Source organism: Paraburkholderia sp. CNPSo 3076 (assembly GCF_026343935.1).
Taxonomy (GTDB): domain Bacteria; phylum Pseudomonadota; class Gammaproteobacteria; order Burkholderiales; family Burkholderiaceae; genus Paraburkholderia; species Paraburkholderia nodosa.
Genome location: NZ_JAPMAL010000010.1, coordinates 228,639 through 240,398, shown reverse-complemented (window position 1 = coordinate 240,398; position 11,760 = coordinate 228,639). Strand labels below are relative to the sequence as shown.

General features: G+C 63.4%; 8 protein-coding genes and 1 rRNA gene. 6 read left to right on the top strand and 3 right to left on the bottom strand.

Going from position 1 to position 11,760, the window contains the following annotated elements; all coding sequences use genetic code 11:
- Positions 1-69 precede the first annotated feature (69 nt).
- Positions 70-183, top strand: a 5S ribosomal RNA gene (rrf, locus tag M3A49_RS14180).
- 138 nt (positions 184-321) lie between these two features.
- Here the strand turns inward: rrf and M3A49_RS14175 are convergent.
- Positions 322-1,335 carry a LysR family transcriptional regulator gene (locus M3A49_RS14175; protein WP_266229191.1) on the bottom strand — a complete coding sequence of 338 codons (1,014 nt, stop codon included), beginning with the start codon at positions 1,333-1,335 and terminating at the stop codon, positions 322-324.
- Positions 1,336-1,502: 167 nt separating this feature from the next.
- Between M3A49_RS14175 and M3A49_RS14170 the strand changes: the two genes are divergently transcribed.
- The 3 genes from M3A49_RS14170 to M3A49_RS14160 all read left to right on the top strand — a co-directional run bounded on the left by M3A49_RS14170 (position 1,503) and on the right by M3A49_RS14160 (position 5,783).
- On the top strand, positions 1,503-3,698 hold the full coding sequence (locus tag M3A49_RS14170) for an FUSC family protein (RefSeq protein ID WP_266229190.1): 2,196 nt from the start codon (positions 1,503-1,505) through the stop codon (positions 3,696-3,698).
- Between the two features lie 140 nt (positions 3,699-3,838).
- Positions 3,839-4,060: a hypothetical protein gene (locus M3A49_RS14165; protein WP_266229189.1), complete on the top strand. Its 222-nt coding sequence runs from the start codon at positions 3,839-3,841 to the stop codon at positions 4,058-4,060.
- Between the two features lie 196 nt (positions 4,061-4,256).
- Positions 4,257-5,783 carry an acetyl-CoA hydrolase/transferase family protein gene (locus M3A49_RS14160; RefSeq protein WP_266229188.1) on the top strand — a complete coding sequence of 509 codons (1,527 nt, stop codon included), beginning with the start codon at positions 4,257-4,259 and terminating at the stop codon, positions 5,781-5,783.
- A 90-nt stretch (positions 5,784-5,873) separates the two neighbouring features.
- On the opposite strand, the gene M3A49_RS14155 is transcribed toward M3A49_RS14160, so the two are convergent.
- Together M3A49_RS14155 and M3A49_RS14150 are read right to left on the bottom strand one after the other, a co-directional pair.
- Positions 5,874-6,125 (bottom strand): GlsB/YeaQ/YmgE family stress response membrane protein, encoded by a 252-nt coding sequence (locus M3A49_RS14155; protein ID WP_042265070.1) that lies wholly within the window; start codon positions 6,123-6,125, stop codon positions 5,874-5,876.
- 186 nt (positions 6,126-6,311) lie between these two features.
- A complete protein-coding gene (locus tag M3A49_RS14150; protein WP_028205640.1) occupies positions 6,312-7,019 on the bottom strand; it encodes an MgtC/SapB family protein in 708 nt (235 codons plus the stop codon).
- A gap of 231 nt (positions 7,020-7,250) precedes the next feature.
- Between M3A49_RS14150 and M3A49_RS14145 the strand changes: the two genes are divergently transcribed.
- A complete protein-coding gene (locus M3A49_RS14145) occupies positions 7,251-8,294 on the top strand; it encodes a LysR family transcriptional regulator (protein WP_266229187.1) in 1,044 nt (347 codons plus the stop codon).
- Between the two features lie 251 nt (positions 8,295-8,545).
- Positions 8,546-11,755, top strand: a complete 3,210-nt coding sequence (locus tag M3A49_RS14140) for an efflux RND transporter permease subunit (protein WP_266229186.1) — start codon at positions 8,546-8,548, stop codon at positions 11,753-11,755.
- Positions 11,756-11,760 lie beyond the last annotated feature (5 nt).

Genomic DNA, 11,760 nt, shown 5'->3' with positions numbered 1-11,760 from the left:
GCAACACCTCTTTACGCTTCTTCCCGATTGGCTGTGGCGCAGAACCCTGCGACGCAGCAACCCGTCATGCCTGATGACCATAGCGAGCTGGTCCCACCCCTTCCCATCCCGAACAGGACCGTGAAACAGCTCCACGCCGATGATAGTGCGGATTGCCCGTGTGAAAGTAGGTAATCGTCAGGCTCCTTATGCTGTAACGTCCAGAACCCCGGTGTCTCCCAAAGAGCACCGGGGTTCTGGCGTTTGGGCTTCGGATGCGGAAAACAAGAAAGCCGTCCAATGGACGGCTTTTTGCATTAACCCGCTTGCGCAAGCGCAGGCTTATTGCGTCGCCTTCTGCACAGCTGTTGCGCCCGAGGCGTCCTTCGCCAGAGCAACCTCTTCTGCGACGTCCGCAAGCTGCTCCTGAGTCAATTCTTCAAGCAGCGCCAGGTCGCGCTCGATGACTTGCGGAAGATGCGCGCGCAAGAATTCCACCCATGTCTTGGTTTTTGCGTCGACGAACTTGCGCGACGGATAAAGCGCGTACACGTTCGTTTTTTGCAGCTTGTGCTGCGGCAGTACGCGCACGAGCGTACCGTTACGCAATCCTTCTATTGCCGAGTAGACCGGCAACATCCCGATCCCCATCCCCTCGCGTATCGCCACTGCGAGCGATTCTGCGATATTCACCTGCACCGGTCCGTCCACTTGCATCTCGACGCTGCCCTCGGGCCCCTCAAGTATCCACTCATGCGCCGGGAACGCCGGCGATTTGAGAATCAGACAGTCGTGATGTGAGAGATCGGCGGGTGTGCGCGGCGCACCGTGCGTATGCACATACCCAGGCGATGCGCACAGAATGCTGTACGTCGAACCCAGCTGGTGCGAAACGAGATCGGAATTCGGCAGCGATGACGCCGTGACCACCGAGACGTCGCTGCTGCCCTCGAAGAGATCCGGCATGCGTTGCGAGAGCGTCAGCTCGACGGTGACTTCGGGATGCTGCGCGCGATAGCGCGAGATCGCCGGAAGCACGTACTGCTGACCAATACTCGCAAAGCTGTGCATGCGCAGCGCCCCGGCCGGGCGCTCATGCGCGCAGCTCGCTTCTTCTTCCGCGCTACCGACGTCCGCGAGAATCTGCGAGCAGCGCTTGAGATAGCGTTCGCCAGCGGGCGTGAGCGCAAGCCGGCGTGTCGAGCGGTTGAGCAGACGGGTGCGCAAATGCGCTTCGAGTTCGGATACCGCGCGCGACATCGCGCCGGTGGTCGAATCCAGTGACTGAGCCGCGGCGGTGAAGCTGCCCGCTTCCACAACGCGAACGAACACCCGCATGTTTTGTAACGTATCCATCAGACCTTCTTGACCTTCTTGTTCGGTACAGAAACGATATTGTCCGCCTGTCGGGGCGCGCCATTGTTGAGTGATCTGGAACGGAGGTTCCCCGCACGTCCCATTAATGCGGCGCAATGACGCTCCTACAATCGGCCCCTGTCTTCGAAACACCCCGAGCGTTTGTCATGAGCCGCCAGCCTGCGATACATCGAGCGTTCGACTCGCGTCGGCGCGCGGAGATCATATGGCGCGCCGCCAGACGGGCGCTGCGTGACTGGCAGGCCAGCGACGGCGCGATCTGGATTCATCTGCTGAAAACGGTCGCGGCCGGCTTGCTTGCCATGGGCATCTCCATGCTGCTGGACCTGCCGCAGCCGCGCATCGCGATGACGACGGTGTTCGTCCTGATGCAGCCGCTCTCGGGCATGGTGTTCGCCAAGAGCTTTTATCGGATCGTCGGCACTGCGGTGGGAATGGTCGCGGCGGTGGTGCTGGGCGCGGTATTCGTCCAGCAGCCCGAACTCTACATACTCGGGATGACGGGATGGGTGGCCGCATGTACGGCCGCCGCCATGAGGAATCGCCATTTTCGCTGGTACGGTTTCGTGCTCGCCGGCTATACGGCAGCGCTGATCGGCATTCCGCTCGTGATGCAGCCCAACGGTCTCTTTCTCGCCGCGCTTGGCCGCGGCGCCGAAGTGGCCGTTGGCATACTCTGCTCGGGCATGGTCAGCGCGGTGATCGTGCCCCGGCAATCGGGCTCGCTACTCGGTCGCACCCTGCACTCACGCTATCTTAATTTTACTGCGTTCGCTGCGGCGGTGTTGGCTGGGCGGCTCGAAAGGGGCGCATTCGAAGGGCGATTTGCGAATCTCGTCGACGATGTCGTCGGCTTCGAGGCCACGCGTGCTTTCTCATCTTTCGAAGATCCGACGATGCGCTCGCGCAGCGGCCTCCTTTCGCGCCTGAATTCCGAATTCATGGATGCCTGCGCGCGGTTGCACGCGTTGCGCCAGTTGCTCAAAAGACTACATTGGAGCGACGCCGCGATCGCACCGCTCGCGCCATACTTCGGCGAGCTAGCGGCGCTGCTCGCACAACGGCCGAGCCGCAACGAAAGCGATCGCGCCTATGCGCGGCGACTCGCCGACGGGCTCGAAGCCTTCCAGCGCACGCTGCCGCATCATGTGCGCGAGACGCGGCGGCCGCTCGAACACGCGTTGCCCGACGCGCTGCCCGACTTCGACACCTCGGCCGAACTCATCTATCGCTTTACGACCGAGGTCGTGCGCTACAGCCGAACGTGGGCATCGCTCATGGAGACGCGTCCCGCGCAGGAGCCGCGCGCCGCGCGCTACGTGCCCCGCACGAGCTGGTACGTGGTGGCGTTCACCTTCGTGCGCACGGCCGTAGTGGTGGCGGCGATGGGCTGGTTCTGGGTCGAGACCGACTGGCCGAGCGGCGGCCTTGCGATGATCGCGGCCGCGCTCACGTGCGCGCTCACCTCGTCGTCGCCGAACGCGTCGCGCATGGCCGTGCAGATGGCGGTCGGCGCGGGCTTTGCCGCCGTGACGGGCTATCTCTTCACCTGCTACGTCTATCCCAATGTCGATGGCTTTCCGCTGCTCTGCGCGACACTCGTTCCGGTGCTCGCCATCGGCGCTTTTCTCGCCACGCGCTCGCGGATAGCGGGCTATGGCGTCGGCTTCTCAGTGTTCTTCTGCCTGCTGGCTGGTCCGGACAACGTGATCGTCTACACCCCGGATCTGCTGGTCAACAACGGCATCGCCGTCGTTGCCGCGATGCTGGTCGCTTCGCTCGCTTTCGCGGTGGTGTTTCCGCCGCACATGAACTGGCTCGTCGAGCGCATGTGCGTGTCGTTGCGCGGCCAGGTCGTGCTGGCTTGCCACGGGCAACGGGATGGCCTTGGGCAGCGCTTCCAGTCCGGTACGCACGATCTGATGCACCAGTTGAGGCTCTTGCTGAACGGGCGCCGCCAGGCGCACCGGCGCGCGCTGCGGTGGATGCTCGTGACGCTCGAAGTCGGGCACGCCGTGGTCGATCTGCGCAACGAGGCGCACGCTGCAGCCTGGCTCGACCTTCATGACGCGCGCTGGCCTATGGCTCTCGCGCGCGTACAGGAGGACATCGCGCATCTTTTCGAGAGCCCGGACGGGATCGCGCTCGACCGCGCGCTCAGCGCCGTGCGCGCCTCGACCTGGATCGCCCAGGAGGCGCTCGCCACCGTGCATCACGAGCGGGAAAGGCGGCACGAGGTGCAACGGCTGCTGAGTCATCTGCACTTCATCCGCAGCGCGCTGCTCGACCGCGACGCGCCGCTCGGACCGCTCACGCGCCGCGCACGCCGCACAGTTCGTTGAAAACACAATGAAAAAGCAGGCCTGCGCGATCTTGCTGCAGTCTGGAAATATGCCTTCCACCCCGCCCGCTTAATCAATTCGACCCTGAGTCATATAGTCACATCACTGCTTCGCAGTACCCGTTAGCACTGGAGAGTAAAATGAAGTCCCTGAAGATCGCTGTTGTTGCCTGTTCGCTGTTTGCCGCCGCCGCTGCTTATGCACAGAACGAAGCACCGGCAGCGAGCGTCCCCCAGCAGGTCGCGCAGTCCGCTGCCCCGCAGGTAGCGCAAGCGCCCGCCCACCGCGAAATCGTAAAGCCGGCAAAGAACGATGAATGCGTCGGCCCGGTCAGCTTCTGCAATATCTATTTCGGTAGCTGAGATCGAGAGCACGCCAGCCATGTGCAGGCGCACGCTGAAATCCTGTGCCGCGACGCCTTCATCTGGGCGCCGCGGCTTTGCGCATTGTGGCTGCACAAACCACTGCAACAGTGTTTTGTGAAACTCGCAGTGCACGACCGCCGATGCAAGACCTGAAAATAGGCACCGGGCGATCAGAGAGTTTGTGGAGACTTTGATGTACGAAGACCGTATTCGTTGTGCCGCCTTGCGCGGGAAAATCACTTCGGCTGCCGAGGCGGCCCAACTCGTGCGCAACGGCATGCGCGTTGGCGCGAGCGGCTTTACGCGCGCGGGCGACACGAAGGCCGTGCCGCTCGAACTGGCGCGCCGTGCGCGCGAAGAGAAAGAGCCGCTGCGCATTACGCTGATGACGGGCGCCTCGCTCGGCCACGACGTCGATCGCATGCTGACCGAAGCGGGTGTGCTCGAGCGCCGTCTGCCGTTCCAGGTGGACGCGACGCTGCGCAAGGCGATCAACCGCGGCGAAGTGATGTTCGTCGACCAGCATCTTTCGGAAACCGTGGAGATGTTGCGCGCAAACCTGCTCGGCAAACTCGATCTCGCGATCATCGAAGCCGCCGCAATCACGGAAACCGGAGCGATCGTGCCCACCACGTCGGTCGGCAACTCGGCGAGCTTTGCGATTCTCGCAGAGAAGGTGATCGTCGAGATCAATCTCGCACAGCCGCTCGCGCTCGAAGGCCTGCACGACGTGTGGATTCCTGGCCGCCGCCCGCATCGCGATCCGCTGCCGATCGTACGCCCGCAGGATCGCGTGGGTACGGCTGCCATCGAGATTCCGCCCGAGAAGATCGCCGCCATCGTCATCACGAACGAGGCGGACAGCCCGTCGACCGTGCTGCCCGCCGACGAAGAAACCGCGCGCATTGCCGGCCACCTCATCGAATTCCTGCAGCACGAAGTGAAGCACGGCCGCATGAGCGCGCAACTGCCGCCGCTGCAGGCCGGCATCGGCACGATCGCAAACGCCGTGCTTTCGGGCTTCGTGGATTCACCGTTCGAAGCACTTACGATGTACTCCGAAGTATTGCAGGACTCGACGTTCGATCTGATCGATTCCGGCAAGATGGTATTCGCCTCGGGCGCCTCGATGACGCTCTCCGCGCAGCGCCAGGCCCAGGTGCTTGCCGAACTCGACCGCTATCGCGACAGGCTCGTGCTGCGTCCGCAGGAAGTGAGCAACCATCCCGAAGTGATTCGCCGCCTCGGCTTGATTGCGCTGAACACCGCGCTCGAATGCGACATTTACGGCAACGTCAATTCCACGCACGTGGGCGGCACGCACATGATGAATGGCATTGGCGGCTCGGGCGATTTCGCGCGCAACGCGTCGTGCGCGATCTTCGCGACCAAGGCGATTGCGAAGGACGGCCGCATTTCCAGCATCGTGCCGATGGTGCCGCACGTCGATCACAACGAGCACGACGTCGACGTGATCGTCACCGAGCAGGGTCTGGCCGATCTGCGCGGACTCGCGCCGCGCGAACGTGCGAACCTCGTGATCGAGCGTTGCGCGCATCCGCTCTATCGCGACCTGCTGCGCGACTACTATCGCGACGCACTCAAGATCGGCGGCCAGACGCCGCACGATCTCGCGCGCGCGTATGAAATGCATCTGCGCTTCAATCAAACGGGTTCGATGCTGCCCGAAGCGATGGGCGGACTCGTCGCAAACGCATAAGGCCCTGGGCGCTCGCCATTCAGAAGCACACGAAACAAAACGGGAGCACCGGCAACGGTGCTCCCGTTCTTCATTGAAAGCGCGAATTCGCTACGCTCGTCGCACGAGGCGGATGATGAAGAGCAGAATGACCGCGCCGACAATGGCGGTAATGATCGAGCTGATGATGCCAGCGCCGATATGAATGCCGAGCACCCCGGCAAGCCAACCGCCGATGAACGCGCCGACAATGCCGACGATGATATCGACGAACAATCCGAAGCCGCCGCCTTTGACGAGAACGCCAGCGAGCCAGCCTGCAATAGCGCCGATGATGAGCCAGGCAATGATGCCGTGTTGCATATGAATAGACTCCCCTTGTTGGCGTGAAAGAATCACGGTGAGTGCAGCTTAGTCCAAGGGCGAATACGCGTCCATGAAACGCGGCCAGAATTGACAGTTCTTAAAAACTGCCGCCGATAGTTTTAAAAAACGCAACGAATCGGAAATGTATTCGTAAGGAATGCCGGCGGACGCCATGCGTAAACCTCACTCGGGCGCGATTTCGGGTTCCGCGGCGGTCCAGCTTACGCTGGAGACGCCTTTCTCCATGCTCAGGCGGCTCGCCATGAGTTCCAGCTTCGACTGGTACTTCGGATGCAGGCGCATCGTTGCCGTCACGCGCAGGCGCGGCGGATCGCCGGCCAGGTCCTCGCTCGTAAGGCTCTGGAATGAAAGCGGTGTGGAGTACAAAGAATTTGAAAGCAACGTGCGGATATGGACTTCGTCCTCTTCGCGGCAAACCACCGTAAGCACGTAAGCGCGCACGAGATCCGCATTCGAAATGGGCGACGCGTTGATGATGCGGCTCACCTCGCGCAGCACGGTATTCGTAAGCAGTACGACAGCGGTGCCGGCCACCGCCGGGCCGTAATGGCCCGCTCCGCACAGCACGCCCACGGCCGCCGAACACCAAAGCGTCGCCGCGGTATTGATGCCCTGAATCGAGCCCTTCTCGCGCATGATGACGCCGCCGCCGAGAAAGCCCACGCCTGAGACGACATAGGCCGCGATTTGCGTCACGCCGGTCGAGCCGTTGCCGGTCAGCACACCGAGCGTGACGAACAAGCATGCGCCGCTTGCCACGAGCGTGATCGTGCGCAGACCGGCTGTGCGCTGGCGAATCTGGCGTTCGAGGCCGATGGCGACGCCGCAGGCGAACGCCGCGAGAAGGCGCAGGGCGAATTCGAGAGTCATCGTTTTGTCATGAAAGCGCAGGGCGGCCGCACGCCATGCGGCTCTCGCGCAAGGCGTGGCGGGGTGCATTGGAGTACGCCCCGGGGGCTCGTGGATCATACGCGGGACGGGGCTTTGCGCCAAGCTGTCCGCGCTGTCATGTTCGAGTCAGGATCAGGCCACGGCTCGTGAGCGAAACTAGTTTTATTCGTATGGAGATGGGAAGGCAGGCCGAATGAACGGGAGTTTCTGATGGATACGCTGCGCAATATGCGGGTCTTCGTGCGAGTGGTGGAGTCCGGCAGTTTCACGCGCGCTGCGGCGAGCGAAACGATGACGACCGCGCAGGTCTCGCGCGCGGTCACCGACCTGGAGTCGCGGCTGCGCACGCGGCTTCTGAACCGGACCACGCGGCGCATGTCGCTGACCGAAGCGGGCGAGCGCTACTTCCAGAGCTGCAAGCGCATTCTTGCCGACATCGAGCAGGCCGAGGCCGAAGCCGCCGCTGCGCACGCGAATCCAGCGGGCAAGCTGCGCGTGTACGGCGGCACGAGTTTCGGGCAGCACTATGTGATGCCGCTCATCGCGCGTTATCAGCAGCATTTGCCGGAGGTCTCGGTCGATCTCACCATCGCGCAGCAGATGCCCGACATCATCGAGGAGGGCTTCGATGTGGCGGTCGTGGTGGCCGCCGAACTCGAGGACTCCGCGCTGATCTCCCAGCATCTGGGCAGCACCGCCGCCATTCTCTGCGCCTCGCCTGCGTATTTGCGCACGCGCGGCGAGCCGCAATCGTTCGACGACCTCGAGGCGCATACCTGTCTGCACCTGACCGATGCGAGCCTGCCCGCCGGCCAATGGGTTTCCGAGGGACCGCTTGGCGAGACCTTCCGGCATACGGGCGTGACGCCGTTCCAGGTGAACAATCCCGAAGCGCTTGCGCTCGCCATACGCGAAGGCATGGGCATCGGCCCGCTGCCGGTGCCGGTGGCGCTGCCCGGTCTCGCCGACGGCACGCTGGTGCGCGTGCTGCCCACGCACACCCTGCAAAAGCTCAACATCTACGCGCTGTACGCTTCGCGCCGGTATCTGGACGCGAAGATCCGCACCTTCGTCGAGTTTCTGCGCGAGAAGGTGCCGCTCGTCCTTGCCGAGCAGGAAGCTGCGCTCGCCACCTGCGACGAGCCGCTTCGCGAAGCGGATGCACACGCGGGCCCGCGAGGGACGCGTGCGCGCAGCGGCCGCGGCCGCAGTCACAACACGCGCGATCTGGAGCGCCTGCGTCTTGTGAACTGAAGCAGTTAAAGAAGTCTTCGCGAAGCGCGTGTTCGTTACGGCGCGTTTCGCGGCTGCGGATTTCCGGCGCTTCGCGACCCTACAGCGCCGATCTATCTGCGTTCCCGTGCGCTTTCGCGCGTCTCGCGCGTTGCCTGTCAGTTTCGCCATATTGGCGACAGCGACCTGCCACCGCCATTGCCTATGATGCGGCACCCGCTGGATGAATGCGTCCCGTCTCAACCCTCGCCTGAGTTGTCCGAAACACTGACATGTGGATTGTCAATCTCGCGCTGAAGCGACCGTACACGTTCATCGTGATGGCCATCCTGATCGTGCTGGCCACGCCGTTCGTGCTCATGTCGATGGCCACCGACGTGCTGCCGAACATCAATATCCCGGTCATCAGCATCATCTGGTCGTACAACGGCTTTTCCGCGAAGGACATGGCCGATCGCATCACCTCGGTCAACGAGCGCAGCCTCACGACCACGGTGAGCAATATCGAGCACATCGAGTCGCAGTCGCTGCCCGGCATCGCCATCATCAAGCTGTTCCTGCAGCCGGGTGCAAGCCTGCAAACCGCAATCGCGCAGGCCGTTGCATCGGAGCAGGCGCAGGTGAAGCAGATGCCGCCCGGCGCGACGTCCCCGCTCGTCATCAGCTATTCGGCCTCGAGCATCCCGGTGATCCAGCTCGGCCTTTCCAGCAAGTCGATGAGCGAGCAGGCGCTCGCCGACGTCGCGATGAACTTCCTGCGCCCGCAGCTCATTACGATTCCCGGCGCGCAGGTGCCTTACCCGTATGGCGGCAAGACGCGCGTGATTTCCGTGGACCTCGACACGCGCGCGCTCATTTCGAAGGGCCTCTCGCCCGCCGATATCGTCAATGCCGTCAACGCGCAGAACCTGATTTTGCCGACGGGCACGGCCAAGCTCGGGCAGACCGAATATCGTGTGGACACCAATGCATCGCCCGATACGCTGGCCGGGTTGAACCGCATTCCCGTGCAGACGGTGAACGGCGCGACCACCTATCTCGGCGACGTGGCGCACGTGCGCGACGGCTTCACGCCGCAGACCAACGTCGTGCGCCAGGACGGCCAGCGCGGCGTGCTGATGTCGATCCTCAAGACCGGCGACGCATCGACGCTGCAGGTGGTGGGCGCGCTCAAAGACCTGCTGCCGAAGGCGCGCGACACGCTGCCGGCCGACCTCGTCGTCAAGCCGCTGTTCGACCAGTCCGTATTCGTTTCCGCCGCCGTACAGGGCGTGGTGCGCGAAGCGCTTATCGCGGCCGTGCTCACGGCGGCGATGATCCTGCTCTTTCTCGGCAACTGGCGCAGCACGCTCATCATCGCGGTGTCGATCCCGCTGTCGATTCTCTCCTCGATCATCGCGCTCTATGCGCTTGGCGAGACCATCAACATCATGACGCTCGGCGGCCTCGCGCTCGCGGTCGGCATACTGGTCGACGACGCCACGGTCACGATCGAAAACATCGAACGGCATCTGCATCTGGGCGCGAAGCTGCACGACGGCATTCTCGAAGGCGCGGGCGAAATCGCGGTGCCCGCACTCGTCTCGACGCTGTGCATCTGTATCGTGTTCGTGCCGATGTTCTTCCTCACCGGCGTGGCGCGTTTCCTGTTCGTGCCGCTCGCGGAAGCCGTGGTGTTCGCGATGATCGCGTCGTACATCCTGTCGCGGACGCTGGTGCCGACGCTCGCCATGCTGCTCTTCGAGGGTCACGATCCCACCGCGCATGCGCAGCGCGCTCGAGGCTCGCTGTTCGCGCGCATACACTGGCGCTTCAATCATGCGTTCGAGCGCGTGCGCGCCAATTACATCGCGCTATTGAGCTTGCTGCTCTCGCGCCGCAAGCTTTTCGGAGGCACCTTCCTCGCGTTTTGCCTGCTGTCGCTCGTCCTCGTATTCTTCCTTGGACGCGACTTCTTTCCTTCGGTCGATGCAGGCAATATTCGTTTGCACATGCGTGCGCCAACGGGTTTTCGCATCGAGGAAACCGCGCGCCTGGCCGACCAGGTCGAGCAGGTGGTTCGCGAAGTCGTGCCGCCCGATCAACTCGAAACGATCGTCGACAACCTCGGGCTTCCCTATAGCGGCATCAACCTCTCGTACAGCAACGCGGGGACGATGGGCACGCTCGACGGCGAAATCCAGATCGCACTGAAGCCCGATCACGATCCCTCGCGCATTTATATCGACAAGCTGCGGACCTTGCTGCCGCAACGTTTTCCGGGCGTCGAGTTCTTCTTCCAGCCCGCCGACATCATCACGCAGATTCTCAACTTCGGTCAGCCCGCGGCGATCGACGTGCAGGTGGTGGGTGCGAATCTGAACCAGGACATGGCGCTTGCGAGCACGCTGCTCAAGCAGGTACGGCAACTGCCGGGCGCCGTCGATGCGCACATCGAGCAGCGCAACGACGAGCCCGCGCTCACGCTCGCCATGGATCGCACGCGCATGCAGCAGTTGAACCTGAGTCCGCAAAACGTAGCGCAGGACGTGCTGATCGCGCTCTCGGGCAGCACGCAGACTTCGCCCGCGTTTTGGGTGAGCCCGCAAAACGGCGTGGAATACCCGCTCACGGTGCAAACGCCGCAGTATCGCGAAACCTCCATGAACGAAGTGATGGGCACGCCCGTTTCCGCGCGCGCGACGAATCCCAATGCGCCGCTGCAACTCGTGAGCAACCTCGTGCAGCTCAAGCCGCACGGGGGGGCGGCCATCGTCACGCACTACAACATCCGTCCCGTGATCGACCTGCTCGTGAGCGTAGAGGGCAGCGATCTGGGTTCCGTGGGCGTGAACATCAACGACATCATCCGGCATGTGCAGGCGCACGCGCCGCGCGGCACGACCATCACCATGCGCGGGCAGATCGGCACGATGCGTTCGTCGTACGTGGGTCTGGGCGTCGGCATTGCGATGGCGGTAGTGCTCGTATATCTGCTTATCGTCGTGAACTTCCAGTCGTGGGCCGATCCGCTCATCATCATCAGCGCGCTGCCCGCTGCGCTCGCGGGCATTGCGTGGATGCTGTTCATCACCGGCACGCACCTGAGCGTGCCAGCGCTCACCGGCGCGATCATGACCGTGGGCGTCGCGACCGCGAACAGTATTCTCGTGGTCTCGTTCGCGCGGCAGCGTCTTGCTGCCGGCGCGTCGCCGCTTGCCGCCGCGCTCGAAGCGGGCGCCACCCGCATACGCCCCGTGCTGATGACGGCGTTCGCCATGATGATCGGCATGGTGCCGATGGCGCTCGGCCTCGGCGAAGGCGCGGAGCAGAATGCGCCCCTCGGGCGCGCGGTGATCGGCGGCCTGCTGTTCGCTACGGTCTCTACGCTTTTGTTCGTACCCCTGATGTTTGCGACCGTGCATACCCGGCTCGCCCACCGCGCCGCCGCGAAACGCGAGCGCGCGGCGCAGCGCCGCGGTGCGCGAGGCGATACCCGTTAAGTCAC

Excerpts from the sequence above, each read along its gene's own strand:
- M3A49_RS14165 (WP_266229189.1), top strand. The coding sequence starts at position 3,839 with ATGAAGTCCCTGAAGATCGCTGTTGTTGCCTGTTCGCTGTTTGCCGCC.
- M3A49_RS14175 (WP_266229191.1), bottom strand. The coding sequence starts at position 1,335 with ATGGATACGTTACAAAACATGCGGGTGTTCGTTCGCGTTGTGGAAGCG.
- M3A49_RS14155 (WP_042265070.1), bottom strand. The coding sequence starts at position 6,125 with ATGCAACACGGCATCATTGCCTGGCTCATCATCGGCGCTATTGCAGGC.
- M3A49_RS14170 (WP_266229190.1), top strand. The coding sequence starts at position 1,503 with ATGAGCCGCCAGCCTGCGATACATCGAGCGTTCGACTCGCGTCGGCGC.
- M3A49_RS14140 (WP_266229186.1), top strand. The coding sequence starts at position 8,546 with ATGTGGATTGTCAATCTCGCGCTGAAGCGACCGTACACGTTCATCGTG.
- M3A49_RS14160 (WP_266229188.1), top strand. The coding sequence starts at position 4,257 with ATGTACGAAGACCGTATTCGTTGTGCCGCCTTGCGCGGGAAAATCACT.
- M3A49_RS14145 (WP_266229187.1), top strand. The coding sequence starts at position 7,251 with ATGGATACGCTGCGCAATATGCGGGTCTTCGTGCGAGTGGTGGAGTCC.
- M3A49_RS14150 (WP_028205640.1), bottom strand. The coding sequence starts at position 7,019 with ATGACTCTCGAATTCGCCCTGCGCCTTCTCGCGGCGTTCGCCTGCGGC.